Origin of the sequence: Bosea sp. (in: a-proteobacteria), from assembly GCF_023953965.1 — a bacterium.
In the GTDB taxonomy this organism is placed as follows: Bacteria; Pseudomonadota; Alphaproteobacteria; order Rhizobiales; family Beijerinckiaceae; genus Allobosea.
On sequence record NZ_JAMLIX010000001.1, the window covers coordinates 1,107,654 to 1,122,632 of the forward strand.

13 protein-coding genes and 1 tRNA gene are annotated in these 14,979 nt (G+C 68.5%); 9 read left to right on the forward strand and 5 right to left on the reverse strand.

All coding sequences use genetic code 11. The annotated features are described in order from the left end of the window. Window positions 1-371: 371 nt before the first annotated feature. From M9917_RS05195 to M9917_RS05205, 3 genes are read left to right on the forward strand one after another with little or no spacing between them, the layout of a single operon-like run. Window positions 372-1,592 carry an aspartate aminotransferase family protein gene (locus M9917_RS05195; RefSeq protein ID WP_297251505.1) on the forward strand — a complete coding sequence of 407 codons (1,221 nt, stop codon included), beginning with the start codon at window positions 372-374 and terminating at the stop codon, window positions 1,590-1,592. Between the two features lie 44 nt (window positions 1,593-1,636). Continuing rightward, window positions 1,637-2,557, forward strand: coding sequence for an ornithine carbamoyltransferase (gene argF, locus M9917_RS05200; protein ID WP_297251507.1), 921 nt, complete (start codon window positions 1,637-1,639; stop codon window positions 2,555-2,557). Continuing rightward, complete coding sequence (locus M9917_RS05205) at window positions 2,557-3,546, forward strand: Hsp33 family molecular chaperone (RefSeq protein ID WP_297251509.1); 990 nt, start codon at window positions 2,557-2,559, stop codon at window positions 3,544-3,546. Before argF ends, M9917_RS05205 begins: the two co-directional genes overlap by 1 nt. Before the next feature lie 10 nt (window positions 3,547-3,556). On the opposite strand, the gene argE is transcribed toward M9917_RS05205, so the two are convergent. Then, window positions 3,557-4,735 carry an acetylornithine deacetylase gene (gene argE, locus M9917_RS05210; protein WP_297251511.1) on the reverse strand — a complete coding sequence of 393 codons (1,179 nt, stop codon included), beginning with the start codon at window positions 4,733-4,735 and terminating at the stop codon, window positions 3,557-3,559. Next, on the reverse strand, window positions 4,732-5,124 hold the full coding sequence (apaG, locus tag M9917_RS05215; protein WP_297251513.1) for a Co2+/Mg2+ efflux protein ApaG: 393 nt from the start codon (window positions 5,122-5,124) through the stop codon (window positions 4,732-4,734). Before apaG ends, argE begins: the two co-directional genes overlap by 4 nt. Window positions 5,125-5,340: 216 nt before the next feature. Between apaG and M9917_RS05220 the strand changes: the two genes are divergently transcribed. Continuing rightward, on the forward strand, window positions 5,341-6,510 hold the full coding sequence (locus M9917_RS05220; protein WP_297251515.1) for a 2'-deoxycytidine 5'-triphosphate deaminase: 1,170 nt from the start codon (window positions 5,341-5,343) through the stop codon (window positions 6,508-6,510). An 84-nt stretch (window positions 6,511-6,594) separates the two neighbouring features. Next, window positions 6,595-6,669 (forward strand) — tRNA-Gly (locus M9917_RS05225). 41 nt (window positions 6,670-6,710) lie between these two features. Here the strand turns inward: M9917_RS05225 and M9917_RS05230 are convergent. Both M9917_RS05230 and M9917_RS05235 read right to left on the reverse strand, forming a co-directional pair. Beyond that, window positions 6,711-7,004 carry a hypothetical protein gene (locus M9917_RS05230; protein WP_297251517.1) on the reverse strand — a complete coding sequence of 98 codons (294 nt, stop codon included), beginning with the start codon at window positions 7,002-7,004 and terminating at the stop codon, window positions 6,711-6,713. 100 nt (window positions 7,005-7,104) lie between these two features. After that, complete coding sequence (locus M9917_RS05235; RefSeq protein ID WP_297251519.1) at window positions 7,105-8,889, reverse strand: methyl-accepting chemotaxis protein; 1,785 nt, start codon at window positions 8,887-8,889, stop codon at window positions 7,105-7,107. A gap of 332 nt (window positions 8,890-9,221) precedes the next feature. Between M9917_RS05235 and M9917_RS05240 the strand changes: the two genes are divergently transcribed. The 4 genes from M9917_RS05240 (at window position 9,222) to M9917_RS05255 (ending at window position 13,089) form a co-directional block, all read left to right on the forward strand. Beyond that, window positions 9,222-10,580, forward strand: a complete 1,359-nt coding sequence (locus M9917_RS05240) for a GGDEF domain-containing protein (protein ID WP_297251520.1) — start codon at window positions 9,222-9,224, stop codon at window positions 10,578-10,580. A 78-nt stretch (window positions 10,581-10,658) separates the two neighbouring features. Continuing rightward, window positions 10,659-11,108: a hypothetical protein gene (locus M9917_RS05245; RefSeq protein WP_297251523.1), complete on the forward strand. Its 450-nt coding sequence runs from the start codon at window positions 10,659-10,661 to the stop codon at window positions 11,106-11,108. 60 nt (window positions 11,109-11,168) lie between these two features. Beyond that, window positions 11,169-12,167 (forward strand): MraY family glycosyltransferase, encoded by a 999-nt coding sequence (locus M9917_RS05250; RefSeq protein WP_297254711.1) that lies wholly within the window; start codon window positions 11,169-11,171, stop codon window positions 12,165-12,167. Further along, entirely contained in the window at window positions 12,160-13,089 is a 930-nt protein-coding gene (locus M9917_RS05255; RefSeq protein WP_297251525.1) for an NAD-dependent epimerase/dehydratase family protein, read from the forward strand. Before M9917_RS05250 ends, M9917_RS05255 begins: the two co-directional genes overlap by 8 nt. Here the strand turns inward: M9917_RS05255 and M9917_RS05260 are convergent. After that, entirely contained in the window at window positions 13,013-14,968 is a 1,956-nt protein-coding gene (locus M9917_RS05260) for a nucleoside-diphosphate sugar epimerase/dehydratase (protein ID WP_297254713.1), read from the reverse strand. The genes M9917_RS05255 and M9917_RS05260 overlap by 77 nt on opposite strands. Between the last annotated feature and the right edge of the window lie 11 nt (window positions 14,969-14,979).

The following is a 14,979-nucleotide window of genomic DNA, read 5'->3' on the forward strand; positions in this document are numbered from 1 at the left end:
CGCGAACAAGAGTCGGCGAATCCGAATTGGGCTTTTCCCCAGGCGATTCGCGATTGCGCGGCAAGGCGAATCTTTTCGGCAACACTGCCCGGCGGCAGGCCGCGCCGGCATCGAATTGACAGCCCCGGCGGCTTTCAGCATATTTATCCACAAGGTGACGCCGCCCCGACCGGGCGGCGCTTGTGCTTGGTGGATCAAGGCCAAAGCGATGCGGATGACGGCGCGACGAGAGGTCAGGGGCCGGGTGCGACGATAACGTCGTCGCCGGGTCGTATCATGCCTGCATCCTGCAGCGTTCATCCCGGATCGTCGTTCCCGACCCAGCGTCCATCCGTTCTCACCCCGTCTCCCTTCGCGAGGATCTTCGCCCCATGGCTCCCGCCCCCGTTTCCGCCAGCCAGTCCGTGCTCGTGCCGACCTATGCCCGCGCCCCCGTCGCCTTCGAGCGCGGCGAAGGCCCCTGGGTGATCGCCACGGACGGGACGCGCTATCTCGATTTCGGCGCCGGCATCGCGGTCAACGCGCTCGGCCATGCCCATCCGCATCTGGTCGAGACGCTGACGCGCCAGGCCGGCAAGATCTGGCACACCTCGAACCTCTACGGCGCGCCCGACGGCGAGCGGCTGGCGCGCAGGCTCTGCGAGGCGACCTTCGCAGAGCGCGTGTTCTTCACCAATTCGGGCGCCGAGGCGAATGAATGCGCCATCAAGATGGCGCGGAAATACCACGCCGCGAAGGGCCATCCCGAGCGCTTCCGCATCATCACCTTCGAAGGCGCCTTCCATGGCCGGACGCTGGCGACCATCGCCGCCGGCGGCCAGCAGAAATACATCGACGGCTTCGGCCCCAAGGTCGAGGGCTTCGACCACGTGCCCTTCGACGACGAAAAGGCGCTGCGCGCCGCGATCACGCCCGAAACCGCGGCGCTGATGATCGAGCCGGTCCAGGGCGAGGGCGGCCTGCGCGTGGTGCCGGCCCGCTTCCTCAAGCTCCTGCGCGAGCTTTGCGACGAGCACGGGCTCATCCTGATCTTCGACGAGATCCAGACCGGCGTCGGCCGCACCGGCGCGTTCTTCGCCCATGAGAGGTCCGGCGTGACCCCGGACATCATGTCGATCGCCAAGGGCATCGGCGGCGGCTTCCCGATGGGCGCGTGCCTGGCGACCGAGGAGGCGGCCTCGGGGATGACGCTGGGCACCCACGGCACCACCTTCGGCGGCAACCCGCTCGCCATGGCGGTCGGCAACGCCGTGCTCGACGTGGTGCTGGCGCCGGGCTTCATCGAGACCGTCGGGCAGGTCGCGCTTCGGCTGAAGCAGTCGCTGGCCGAGCTCAAGGACCGGCATCCCGAAATCATCGCCGAGATCCGCGGCGAGGGGCTGATGCTCGGCCTCAAGCTCAACACGCCGAACACGGACTTCATCGACGAGGCCCGCGCCCAGGGCCTGCTCGTCGTCGGCGCCGGGGACAATGTGGTGCGCCTCCTGCCGCCGCTGATCATCGGCGAGGCCGAGGTCGTGGAAGCCGTGTCACGCCTCGACAAGGCGGCTTCCGCCATCGAGGCCGGGCTGAAGCGTCCCGCCGCCGAATAAGCTTATCCTCTCGATCTCCACCCTGCGACGCGAAGGAAGCGCCCGTGACGCGCCATTTCCTCGATCTTTCCGATTTCTCCGGCACCGAGCTGCGCGCGATCCTGCGCGCGGGCGAGGAGATCAAGGCGCGACGCCGCACGCCCGCCGCCGCCGGAGACCGGCTGCTCGAGGGCAAGGTCGTCGCGACCATCTTCGAGCAGCCTTCGCTACGCACGCGCGTCTCCTTCGATGTCGGCATCCGCGAGCTCGGCGGCTCGCCGATGATGGTCACCGGCCACGAGATCGAGCTCGGCGAGCGCGAGACCATCGCCGATACCGCCCGCGTGCTCTCGCGCTATGTCGACGCGATCGTGATCCGCATCCTCGACCATGCTTCGCTGGTCGAGATGGCGAGATATGCCACCGTCCCGGTGATCAACGGGCTGACCAAGCGCCAACACCCCTGCCAGGTCATGGCCGACGTCATGACCTTCGAGCAGCGCAAGGGCCCGATCGAGGGCAAGCGCATCGCCTGGACCGGCGACACCAACAATGTGCTGACCTCCTGGATCCATGCCGCCGGCCGGCTCGATTTCGAGCTTGCCGTCGCGACGCCCGAGGAGCTTTCGCCGCCGCCCGCCCTGATCGCCTGGGCCGAGAAACAGGGCGCCAGGATCAAGCTGACCCACCGGCCCGAGGAGGCGGTGGAAGGCGCCGATTGCGTCATCACCGATTGCTGGGTCTCGATGGGCGACGAGGAAGGCACCCGCCACAACCTGCTGCGGCCCTATCAGGTCGACGACCGGCTGATGGAGCGCACCGGGAAGGAGGCGATCTTCATGCACTGCCTGCCGGCCTCGCGCGGCGAGGAGGTGACGGATGCGGTGATGGACGGCCCGCAATCGGCGGTGTTCGACGAGGCCGAGAACCGGCTGCATGCGCAGAAGGGCATCCTGGCGTGGTGCTTCGGCGCGGTGGCGGCCTGATGGCCGCCGACACAGCCGGGTCCGACGACCGGGTCCTGCCCTTCGCCGTGCCCGAGCTCGACGTGCGCGGCCGCGTCGTCAGGCTGGGGCCTGCGATCGACACGATCCTCGATCGCCATGGTTACCCCGAGCCGGTCTCGCGCGTGCTGGGGGAGGCTGCGGCGCTCACCGTGCTGCTCGGCACGGCGCTGAAGTTCGAGGGCCGCTTCCAGCTCCAGACCAAGAGCGACGGCGCCATCCCGATGATGGTGGTCGACTTCAACGCGCCCGACAATTTCCGCGCCGTCGCCCGGATCGACGAGGCCAGGCTCGTCGAGTCGATCGCGCTCGACAAGGTCTCGACCGGTGAGCTCCTGGGAGAGGGCCATCTCGCCATGACGGTCGACCAGGGCACGGCCGCGACCCGCTACCAGGGCATCGTCGCGCTGAAGGGCCAGAGCCTGGAGGAGGCGGCGCACCAGTATTTCCGCCAATCGGAGCAGATCCCGACGCGGGTCCGGCTCGGCGTCGGCACGCTCAGCACGGGCGGGCGCCCGCAATGGCGCGCCGGCGGCATCCTGGTCCAGTTCATGCCGCATTCGCCGGAGCGCCTGCGCGCCGCCGACATCCACCCCGGCGACGCGCCCGAGGGCCACGAGATCCTCGCCGGCGGCGACCCGGACGGTATCGCCGACGACGCCTGGATGGAGGCGCGCTCGCTCGTCGAGACGGTCGAGGACCACGAATTGCTCGATCCGACGCTGGAGAGCGAACGGCTGCTCTACCGCCTGTTCCACGAGCGCGGCGCCCGCGTCTTCGAGCCGGTTCGCGTGCGCGAGGATTGCAGCTGCTCGCGCGAGCGCGTGCTGGCGATGCTGCGGGGCTTCTCTGCGGATGATCGCCGGGCGATGATCGCCGACGACGGCAAGCTCGGCGTCACCTGCGAGTTCTGCTCGCGGCGCTATTCCTTCGACCCGGCCGAGGTCGAGGACGGGCTTGCGGGATCGTAGGCACGGGCCTCTACCCCGCCCGGCACTCCGCCATCAGCCTGCGCATGAAGGCCTCGCCCGCCGCGAGCTCGTCCAGCGTGATGTATTCGTCCGGCTGATGCGCCTGGTCGATCGAGCCGGGGCCGCAGACCACGGTCGGCAGCCCCGCCTGCTGGAAATGCCCGGCCTCGGTGGCATAGGCGACCGCGATGGTGTGGTTGCGGCCCGAAAGCCGCATGGCCAGCCGCTCGGCCTCGGAGCCCGGATCGGGCGCCAGGCCCGGAACGTCCGAGGTCATCGCCGTCTCGATCGCCGCGCCCGGCGCCGTCCTGCGCATGCGGGCCACGACCTTGTCGGCCAGCGCCGCGAAACGGGCCGGGCCGGCCTGCGGATCGGAAGCAGGCAGGGTGCGGATCTCCCAGGACATCTCGGCGCGGTCGGCCAGAATGTTACGGGCGATGCCGCCATGGAAGGTGCCGACATGGATCGTATCGTAGGGCGGGTCGAAGCGCGCGTTCCGGTCCGGCCGCGCTCTCGCCTCCTCGGCCATCCGGTCGAGCTCGGCTGCGAGCAGCGCTCCGGCATGGACGGCGCTGGCGCCGCGCTCGGGCTTGGAGGAATGCGCCGCGACGCCCCTGACCACCGTGTGGAAGGTGCGCACGCCCTTATGCGCGTCGCAGATGTCGAGCATCGTCGGTTCGCCGACGATGACGGCGCGCGGCCGCGGCAGGGTCCTGCCCATCGCGGCGATGCCGTCAACGACGCCGAGGCAGGTGACCTCCTCGTCATAGGACAGGAAGAGGTGGATCGGCGTCTGGAGGTCCGCTGCCAGGAAATCCGGCACCAGCGCCAGCGCGAGCGCGAGGAAGCCCTTCATGTCGACGGCGCCGCGGCCATAGGCGCGGCCCTCCGCGACATGCAGCGTGAAGGGATCGCGGCTCCAGGCCTGGCCTGCCACCGGCACGACGTCGGTATGGCCGGAGAGCACGATGCCGCCGCGATCCTGCGGGCCGATGGTGGCGAAGAGCGCCGCCTTGTCGCCGGCAGCGTTCGGGAAGCGCCGGGAGGGGACGCCCCAGCCGGCGAGATAATCCTCGACGAAAGCGATCAGCGGCAGGTTCGACCTGTCGCTCACCGTGTCGAAGGCGACGAGGCGGGCGAGCATCTCGAGCGGCGTCAAGCGCTGCCCGGCTTGGGCGGAGGCGGTCAATGCAGAACCTTCTTCACATAGGGGGAATCGAGCGGGAAGAGCGGCACCTCGACATCGAAGATTTCGCCGCTCTCGTCCTGCATGGCGTAGAAGCCGTGCATCGAGCCATCCGGCGTCGTCAGCGGGCAGCCGGAGGTGTAGCTGAAGCTCTCGCCCGGCCGCAGCACCGGCTGCTTGCCGACGACGCCCTCGCCGCGCACCTCATGGACCTCGCCGCGCCCGTCGGTGATGAACCAATGCCGCGTCATCAGCTGCACGGTCCGCGTCGAGAGATTCACGATCTCGATCGCATAGGCCCAGAAATAGCGGCCCTGCGCGGGCGAGGATTCCGCCTCCATGAAGCGCGGCGCCGCGCTCACGCGCACGCCATGCGTCTGGGCCTGATACATCGTCGGGGCTCCATGCGCCGTCGGGCCGATCATCCGGCAAGATCTCGATGTCCCGTTATGGCGCGCAGACGAGCCGATGCTCAAGCGCGCATACGGGCGCGAGCGCCCGGCGCCCGCGTTTCTGGCGTGGACAACTTTCGCGCCGGCGCCCGCGGGCGCGACGCCGCCGCGGCCGCGCTGTAAACTGGCGGCCCCTATGGAAGGGTTTCCGATCCGATGGCGACATCCCCCGACATGCTGGCCGAGATCGCCGGAGAGACGGGCTCCCTGGCGGGCAAGGCCGGCGTGCTGCCACGCCAGGACATCCGCATCCTGGTCAAGCGCGGCATGGTCCGCTCGATCTCGGGGGAATTCGCCGAGAGCCAGTACCAGCCGGCGAGCCTCGATCTGCGTCTCGGCCACAAGGCCTATCGCGTCCGCGCCAGCTTCCTGCCGGGGCCGCAGAAGAGCGTCGCGCAGGTGCTCGGCGAGCTGACCCAGGACGAAATGTCGCTGGAAAACAGCGCGATCCTCGAAAAGAACTGCGTCTATGTCGTCGAGCTGATGGAATCGCTCGAGGACCTGCCGGCGACGATCTCCGCCTTCGCCAATCCGAAGAGCTCGACCGGCCGCCTCGACGTCTTCACCCGGCTGATCGCCGACCGCAGCGAGGTTTTCGACACGATCCCCGGCGGCTATTCCGGCAAGCTCTATGCCGAGATCTCGCCGTCGAGCTTCTCGATCAGGGTGCGCAAGGGCAGCCGCCTCAACCAGCTGCGCTTCCGCCGGCGCGGCTCGATGCAGGAGGAGGCGACCGGCTTTCGCCTGAGCGACAAGGAGCTCCAGAAGGTTCACGACGAAACGCCGCTCGTCGACGGCCCCGCGACGATCCGCAACGGGCTCGTCTTCAGCATCCACCTCGCCGGCGCCCATGCCGGCGACACCATCGGCTACCAGGCCCAGCGCTACACCGACGTCATCGACGTCGACCGCGTCGGCGCCTATGCGATCGACGATTTCTGGACGCCGATCACCGCCAAGGCCAACAAGCGCCTCATCCTCGATCCGCACCAGTTCTACATCCTGGCCTCGAAGGAGAAGCTGCATATTCCGTCGGGATACGCGGCCGAGATGGCGCCGATCGACCCGACCATGGGCGAGTTCCGCGTGCATTATGCCGGCTTCTTCGATCCGGGCTTCGGCGTGGGGGCGGGCGGCATGCCCGGCAGCCGCGGCGTGCTCGAGGTGCGCAGCCACGAGGTGCCGTTCGTCCTGGAAGACGGGCAGGTCGTCGGACGCCTCGCCTTCGAGCGGATGGCGGCCGAGCCCGACGCCCTCTACGGGGCGATCGGAACCTCCAACTACCAGGGCCAGGCCCTAAAGCTGTCCAAGCACTTCAAGAGCTGAGCGCGGCGATTCCCGGATGACACCCGCCCCGGGACCGGCTATGAACGCGGGCCTGCCGCGCTGCTTTGCCAGCGCGTAGGGCATGCGGGCGTAGTTCAGTGGTAGAACGTCAGCTTCCCAAGCTGAATGTCGTCGGTTCGATCCCGATCGCCCGCTCCAACCTTCCCTCGAGAAGTCCGGATGCCATCGCAACCGCGTCGTCAGGCGTGCTGCGCCGGGGCGGGCGCGGCCCGCGCGCCTTCGATCACCACCGGCGTCCAGCCACGCTCGGAGGATTGCAGCCAGTCGATGATCTGCTCGAAGACGACGCGCTGACAAGGCTCGATCGGCTCCCCGCTCTGCGCGGAGACGTCGAGAATCCGGCTGAGCTCGGCGGCGAAATCACGCTTGATCCCGTCGCCGAGATGAGCCCCGAGATGCTTGAACAGAATGCCGAACAGGCTGATCTGCGTGCTGGCCAGCCCGGTGATGCAGCGGTTGAGGTCCTGGTTCATCGGCTCGTCCTCGGATGCTCCGGTCGGCGCCGCACCCCACGCGCAGTGGGGAGCGGCCCGCCGGTTGAAACGCTTAAGGCGAAGGCGGAAAGGCGCGCTTTCAGAATTCCGACCACTCGTCGCGGCCGCCGCTCATCGCGCGCAGGACCTTCCGCTGCAGCCTGGCGGGAGCGGTCGGCGCCGGCTCCGCCTCGGCCGGCCCGGCCAGCCGCTCGTTCGGGATCTGGAAAGAGGTGACCAGCGCCTGCAGCCGCTTGGCGGATTCCTCGAGCGTCCCGGCGACGCTTTGGCTCTGCTCGACCATCGTGGCGTTCTGCTGCGTCATCTCGTCGAGATGAGCCACGACCTTGGCGACCTCGTCGATCCCGTTCGCCTGCTCCTGCGAGGCGATCGAGATGTCGGCGAGCGCGGTCGAGACCTGCTGGGACGACTGCATGATGTCGGTCAGCGCGGCACCGGCTTCCTGCACCAGCTTGACACCGGCAGCGACCTCCTCGGCCGAATCCGTGATCAGCTTCTTGATGTCGTTGGCGGAATCGCTGGAGCGCTGGGCGAGCGCCCTGACCTCAGAGGCGACGACCGCGAAGCCACGGCCCGCATCGCCGGCGCGCGCCGCCTCGACCGCAGCGTTGAGGGCCAGCAGATTGGTCTGGAAGGCGATCGTGTCGATGACGTTGATGATCTCGGCGATGTTGGAGGAGGCCCGCTCGATGCGTTCCATCGCCGAGATCGCCGAGGTGACGATGTCGCCGCCGCGATTGGCGACGGCATTGGCCTTATCGCCGAGCTCGGTGGCATCCTGCGCCCGCGCCGCGCTCTGCTTGACGGAGGCTGCGAGCTCCTCGGTCGTCGCGGCCGTCTCCTCCAGGCTGCTGGCCTGCTCCTCGGTGCGCTGGGCGAGGTTGCGGCTGTCCTGGTTGATCGCCGACGAGCCGGTGGCGAGCTTGCCGGAGATGTCGGCGGTCGTCGTCACGACGTCGCAGAGCGTTTCGATCAGCGCATTCACGCCTTCGCAGAGATCGCGCAGGTCGCCGTTCTTGTCCGAAAGGCCGATGCGCGGGTTGAGGTCGCGCTGCTTCGCCGCGGCCACGACCTGCTGCGTCTCCGCGACCGTCTGCTGCAGCGCTTCCTGCTCGCGGCGGCGCTCGGTGATGTCGGAGGCGAACTTGACGACCTTGTAGGGCCGGCCGGCCGAATCGAGGATCGGGCTGTAGGTCGCCTGGATCCAGACCCGGCGGCCGCCCTTGCCGATCCGCAGATACTGGCCCTCGTCATATTCGCCGCGGCCGAGCTTGGCCCAGAAGCGCCTGTATTCGTCCGAATCATGCTGCTCGCGCGCGACGAACAGGCGGTGATGCTGGCCCTTGATCTCTTCGAGGCGGTAGCCGAGCGTATTCAGGAAATTGTCGTTGGCGTCGAGGACGATGCCGTCGAGATCGAACTCGATCACCGCCTGCGATTTACGGATCGCGGCGATCTGGGCTTCCGAATTGGCGATCTCGGCCTTCTGGGCCGTGATGTCGGTCGCGAACTTCACGATCTTGACCGGCTTGCCGCCATGTCCCAGCACGGGCGCGTAGATCGCCTGGAGCCAGACCGGCTCGCCATCCTTGCCGATGCGCAGGAACTGGCCTTCCTGCGGCTCGCCCTGGCGCAGCGCGGTCCAGAACGCCTTGTAGTCCGGCGTCTCGGTCTGCTCCTTGGGCAGGAAGATGGCATGGTGGCGGCCGACGATCTCCGAAAGCTGATAACCCGTCGCCGCGAGGAAATTCCCGTTCGCTGCGAGGATCGTACCCGACGTGTCGAACTCGATCACCGCTTGCGAGCGATGGATCGCCTCGAGCTGTGCAGAAGCGGAATCCCGGTTGAAGAGGCTGAAAGCCATGTTGCGTTCCCCGCACGATGTGACGCAGCGGAGAAAGCTCCAACGAAGTTAAATAACAGATTATCCTTGTTAATAGATATGATAATAAATCGCTAACTGCTTTTAACGCCATTTCCATATTCATAATTTGAAGGCTGCTTCTGCGGCATTTTTTGCTCGACTCGCCGGATTTTTCCTATATCCCGGCCTCTCGTTACGCTGCTACTCGTTAACGCATTAAAATAAGTTAATCATCTGATAACACGACATTCTAAGTTATATTGGTATCCGGTAAATATGATATACTGCCATTTGACTTCATGGGGCCTGTTTCCTCTGCCGGATGAGGCAAGATGCTGAATACAACCTTCTCAGGAGAAGACGATCTACTACAACTAAAAGTTGAAATAACCACCTTGGGTTGCAACACCTCGGCGACGATCCGCGCGATGGTGGCGCTCACCGCCAAACGCTTGGGCGGCGGCGTGGTCGAGGATTTCTGGCGCGACCTCATGCGAGACGCGCGCGCGCGGGGCCGGCTCGGCGATGAGATCGACGCCGGGCAGTTTCGCGCCGCCCTGTCGCAATGGCTCGTCGAACTCTTTCCCAGGGAGCCCGTCGATCCGGCGCTATTCCTCTTGCGCCAGTCCGAGGTCGGGGCGCTGCATGCGCGCATGCAGATCCCGATGTGGCTGAGCCTGCACGTCACCCGCGCGCTCAAGCGCGGCATCTGCGGCAACCTCCAGCACACGCGGCTGTCGCAAGACGAATTCGTGCAGGCGATCCTGTATGTGTCCGGCGTCCTCGACGTCGCGAGCGCGGCGATAGCGATCGCCCATATAGGCGGGCTGGAACGCGCGCTGCGGGCGGAGGAAGCGCTCCGCGAGGTTTCGATCGACGACGATTTCCGGGCCGAACGGGAAAAGCAGAAGGCCTCGCTGGCCGAATGGGCTCAAGGCGTCTTCCTCGAAGCCCATCGCGCTGATGGCGGCGACGGCATGCTGCCGCTGAGCCGCTCCGAATTCGGCCTGTGGTTTTTCCATCGCGCGCAGCTGCTCTTTGGCCGCTCGAGCGAATATGCCGCGATCGCGGGACTGGTCGAGGAGGCCGACGCCCATGTCCGGCAGCTCGGCGATGGCGAGGACGGCCCCGGCCGCCACGGCCATCTCAGGGAGATCAGGCAGATCACCGGGCAGATCAACAACCTGCTGAGCCTCCAGTTCAGCCATGCCTTCGACATCGGCAACGCCCGGGACCCGCTGTCGCGGCTGTTGAACCGGCGCTTCCTGCGCGCCGCGATTTCGCGCGAGGTCGCGCTGCGCCGCAGGACGGGCCGGGCCTTCTCGGTGATCATGCTCGAGATCTCGCAGTTTCGCGCGCTGCGGGAACGTCTCGGCGAAACGGGCGCCGACACACTCGTCCAGCAGACGGCCGCGATGCTGCTCAATGCCGTGCGATCGAGCGACTCCGTCTTCAGCATGGGCCGGGAAACCTTCCTGATCCTGCGCGTCGGCGCGGATGCCCAGGAGGCGACGGCCTTCGCCCGCGGCATCGTCGAGCGCTATGCGGCGACCCATTTCTCGATCGACGGCCAGACGCTTCTCGAGAACACGCTGAATGTCGGCGTCATCGAATATGACGGCCACCCCGATCCGCGCCGCCTCGTCGATCAGGTCGCCGACGCCCTGCGCCGGGAGACGGGGAGCGGCTGACCCGCTCCGCGGCGGGATCGAATCCGCGTCTCGCGGGTTGATCCGCCACGCCGCCGAACCGGCGGAAAGGAGCAGGACATGATGACGATCAAACAGACCACCACCACCATCGCCGCCGTTCTGATGCTGGCGACGCCCGCCATGGCGCAATCGCGCTCGCTCGGCCCGGCGACCGGAACCGTGCGGCTCGAGCAGGTCCAGGCCGGCTTCATCGCCTCCGGCGAGGCCGGCGGCGGGACGCTGCGCTTTCGCGGCAAGTCCTACCCGATCACGGTCGGCGGGCTCGGCATCGGCTCGATCGGCGCCGCGCGCTCGGTCGCCTCGGGCACGGTCTACGGGCTGAGGCGCGTCTCCGATTTCCCCGGCGCCTATGTCCAGCTCAAGGAAGGCTGGGCCGTGGGCAACGCCGGGCGCGGCACCACCTGGCTGCGCAACGACAAGGGCGTGACGCTCCGGCTCGCCACCCGCCGCCAGGGGCTTCAGCTCCAGCTCGGCGCCGATGGCGTGCTGATCGGTTTCAGGCAGTAGCAAAGGCGACGCCGTCTCGACTATGGTGCGGGCACTTTGGACAGCCCGCTTCACCCTGTGATGATCTGCATCGCCGCCGCCGTTCTGGCGGCGGTGCTGTGCATGGGCCTGCGCCCGCTGCTCCAGCGCTATGCGCTCGCCCGGCCGAACGCCCGCTCCAGCCATAAGATTCCGACGCCGCAGGGCGGCGGCATCGCCGTCCTGATCGGCGCCTTCGCCGCGCTCGGCGCCGCGCTCTGGCTCACCCCGGTCGAGGGCGAGGCGGCCCGCGCCGTGCTCGCGCTCGCGCTCGCCACGGCGGGGCTCGCCGTCGTCGGCGCCTGGGACGACATCAGGCCGCTGCCGGCGAGCCTCCGGCTCGTCCTGCAGGCGGCCTGCGTCGGTTTCGTGCTGCTGCGCGTCGCGCCGGGCTTACGCCTGTTCCCGGAGGTGCTGCCGCTTCCGGTCGAGCGGGGGCTCGCGCTTCTGGCGGGGCTGTGGTTCGTCAACCTCGTCAACTTCATGGACGGGCTCGACTGGATCACCGCCGCCGGCATCGTGCCGCTGACGGGGGCGCTGGCGCTCGCCGGCATGGCGGGTGTGATCGACCCGGTGACGGGCTGGCTTGCCGCCGCGCTCTGCGGCGGCCTCATCGGCTTTGCGCCTTTCAACCGGCCGGTCGCCCGGCTCTTCCTCGGCGATGTCGGCTCGCTGCCGATCGGCCTCGTCACCGCCTATCTGCTCTACCGCCTCGCGGGAGCCGGCGCTTTCACCGCCGCGCTGATCCTGCCGCTCTATCACATCACTGACGCGACGATCACGCTGCTGCGCCGCCTCGCCCGGGGCGAGAAGGTCTGGCAGGCGCATCGCTCGCATTTCTACCAGCAGGCGACGGCGAACGGCTTCAGCGTGATCGCGGTGGTCGGCCGGGTCGCCCTGCTCAACCTCGCGCTCGCGGCGATCGCCGGCATTACGGTGATCTGGCCGGCGCCATGGGTCCAGCTCGCCTGTCTGGCGCTCGCCGCCCTCATGACCGGCCTGCTGCTGCGCCGTTTCGCGACAGGCCCCCGGCATGGCTAGCGAACGCGTCCTCGTCACCGGCGCCGGCGGCTTCGTCGGCCCGCATGTGGTCGCGGCGCTGATCGAGGCGGGCTATCGTCCCCGCCTCGCCCAGCGCCGGCCGCAAGCCGTCCCTGCCGGAGCGGAAGCCGTCGCGATCGGCGATCTCGCGGCCGCGAACGACTGGCGCGCCGCCCTGGAAGGCGTCGACCATGTCGTGCACATGGCCGGTCTCGCCCATGCCGGGCCGGGCCTCGACGAGGCGCTCTACCGGCGCATCAATACGCAGGCGACGCTGGAGCTCGCGGCCGCGGCCGAGGCGGCGGGGATTGGCCGTTTCGTCTATCTCTCCTCGATCAAGGCGCTGACCGACGCCGCCGACGGCCCGCCCCTGCGGGAGGATATGCAGCCCACGCCCGGCGACCCTTACGGCCGCTCCAAGCTCGCGGCGGAACAGGGGCTCGCGGCGCTCGATATCGACTGGGTCGCCTTGCGCCCGGTGCTGATCTACGGGCCCGGCGTGAAGGCGAACATGGCGGCGCTGCTCCGGCTCGCGCGGCTGCCCGTGCCCTTGCCCTTCGGCGGGTTGACGGCGCCGCGCTCGCTGCTCGCGGTGGAGAACCTCGCGGCGGCCGTGCTGTTTGCGCTGACCCCGTCCTGCCCGGCCCGGCAGGCCTATGCGGTTTCCGATCCCGAGCCGCTCAGTGTCGCCGGAATGCTCACGGCGATGCGCGCCGGGCTCGGGCGCAGGCCCGGCCTCCTGCCCGTGCCGGAAGGCTGGCTCAGCGCCCTGGCGCGGCTCGCCGGCCGCGAGGAGACCTTCCTGAAGCTGGCAGGAAGCCTCGTCGCCCGGCCTGAGCGGCTCATCAGGGCCGGCTGGCGGCCGCGGGTCGAGACGAAGGCGGCGCTGGCGCGTCTGGCCGCCGCGAATCGCGCCGGCTGAAATCGGGGATCGCCTCGTCGAGCACGGCATCGGCCGCCGCCCGGTCGTTGGCCTTCACCGCCGCCGCGAGCCGCGTAAGCCAGCCCTCGATCCTGGCGCGGCCGGCGAAGCTCGGCTTGGCGGCCATGACGCCGTCGAGGCCGGTCTCGGCCATCGGCTCGTCGCGGGCGAACAGGATCTCGTTCAGCCGCTCGCCCGGCCTGACGCCGGAGAGGACGATCTCGATGTCCTCGCCAGGCTCGAAGCCGGCGAGCCGGATCATCCGCTCGGCGAGGTCCATGATCCGCATCGGCTGGCCCATCTTGAGCACGTAGACGGCCGCCCGCTCCGCTTGCGTCTCGCCGGCGCGGGCATGGGAGGCGGCGGTCAGCACGAGGTCGCAAGCCTCGCGGATCGTCATGAAGTAGCGGATCATCTCGGGGCTGGTCACCGTGACCGGCCCGCCGCGGGCGATCTGCGCCTTGAACTTCGGCACCACCGAGCCGGCCGAGCCCAGCACGTTGCCGAAGCGCACGGCGACGAGCCTGATGCCGGAATCGGCGGCGGCGAGCTCGGCATCGCGCGACTGGGCGTAGATCTCGGCGAAGCGCTTGGTGGCGCCGAGCATCGAGACCGGCTCGATCGCCTTGTCGGTCGAGATCAGCACGAAGGTCCGGGCGCCGGCGCCAACCGCCGCGTCGGTGACGTTGACCGAGCCGAAGACGTTGGTCTTGATGCCCTCGCTCCAGTCGGCCTCGAGATAGGGCACATGCTTGAGCGCCGCCGCATGGACGACGATGTCGGGCCTGAAGCCGGAAAACAGCGGCATGATCCGCTCGCGATCGCGCACATCGGCCAGCACGCCGGTGACGGCGGTCTCCGGCGCCTGCACGGAAAGCTGCTCGGTGATCTGGAACAGGGCCGGCTCCGAGCTTTCGACGACGAGCAGCTCGGCCGCGCCGAAGGCGGCGCAGCGCAGGCAGATCTCGGAGCCGATCGAGCCGCCGCCGCCGGTGACGATGACGCGCTTGCCCTTCAGGAAGGAGCCCAGCCTGTCGCGGTCGATCGCGACGGTCGAGCGCACCAGCAGGTCCTCGATCTCGAGCGGGGCGACCTCGGTGTCGCGCACGCCCTCGCCGAGGGCCTCGATGCGCGAGATCGGCAAGGCGAGCCTGCGCGTGCGCGCCAGCCATTTCTCCGGCTGCGCCTCCGGCAGCAGGGCCGAGGGCGTGGCGACGATGCGCCGATAGGCTTCGCCGCGCTCGGCCGCCTCGTCGGCGATCTGCTCGATATCCGAAAGCAGCCCGAGCACCGGCACACCGCGGATCGACTGGCCGAGATCGTCCTGGCGCGGCGACAGGATGCCGGCCGGCCGCAGGCGCCGCATCGTGCCCGCTTCCATGGCGCGGATCACCATCTCGACCTCGACGCCGCGCCCGAGCAGCAGCGCCGGCAGGTTCGCCTCGCGCACCGCGCTGGTGCGCGAGCGGGCATATTTGAAATAGCGATAGGCGATGCGCGGGCCGCCGAGCAGGGAGACCTGCACCAGCCAGTAGAGCGCGATCGAGATCTTGCCGAAATAGAAGGCGCCGTAGAAATTCGGCGCGACCAGCACATAGTCGACCACCAGCAGCGTCACCGTCAGGACCGTGACCGCCTTGACGATGTTGGACAGGTCCGGCAGCGAGGCGAAGCGCCATTTCGAGCGGTAGAGCGAGAACAGCCGGTAGACCAGCCCGGCATAGGCCACGAAGAAGGGCAGGAAGCGCGGCAGATAGCGCAGATGCTCGGCAAGCTGCGGCCCTTCGAAGCGCACGACGAAGACGAGCCAGATCGCCAGCGCCGTGACCGTGAGGTCATGCAGGACGACGGCGAGCTTCTTGAGATTCTGTTTGGGCAGGATGGCCATGT

What these genes read in the sequence shown, in the direction of transcription:
- M9917_RS05205 (WP_297251509.1), top strand. Translation starts at nt 2,557, where the DNA reads ATGGCCGCCGACACAGCCGGGTCCGACGACCGGGTCCTGCCCTTCGCC.
- M9917_RS05245 (WP_297251523.1), top strand. Translation starts at nt 10,659, where the DNA reads ATGATGACGATCAAACAGACCACCACCACCATCGCCGCCGTTCTGATG.
- M9917_RS05195 (WP_297251505.1), top strand. Translation starts at nt 372, where the DNA reads ATGGCTCCCGCCCCCGTTTCCGCCAGCCAGTCCGTGCTCGTGCCGACC.
- M9917_RS05235 (WP_297251519.1), bottom strand. Translation starts at nt 8,889, where the DNA reads ATGGCTTTCAGCCTCTTCAACCGGGATTCCGCTTCTGCACAGCTCGAG.
- M9917_RS05240 (WP_297251520.1), top strand. Translation starts at nt 9,222, where the DNA reads ATGCTGAATACAACCTTCTCAGGAGAAGACGATCTACTACAACTAAAA.
- apaG (WP_297251513.1), bottom strand. Translation starts at nt 5,124, where the DNA reads ATGTATCAGGCCCAGACGCATGGCGTGCGCGTGAGCGCGGCGCCGCGC.
- M9917_RS05255 (WP_297251525.1), top strand. Translation starts at nt 12,160, where the DNA reads ATGGCTAGCGAACGCGTCCTCGTCACCGGCGCCGGCGGCTTCGTCGGC.
- M9917_RS05250 (WP_297254711.1), top strand. Translation starts at nt 11,169, where the DNA reads ATGATCTGCATCGCCGCCGCCGTTCTGGCGGCGGTGCTGTGCATGGGC.
- M9917_RS05230 (WP_297251517.1), bottom strand. Translation starts at nt 7,004, where the DNA reads ATGAACCAGGACCTCAACCGCTGCATCACCGGGCTGGCCAGCACGCAG.
- M9917_RS05220 (WP_297251515.1), top strand. Translation starts at nt 5,341, where the DNA reads ATGGCGACATCCCCCGACATGCTGGCCGAGATCGCCGGAGAGACGGGC.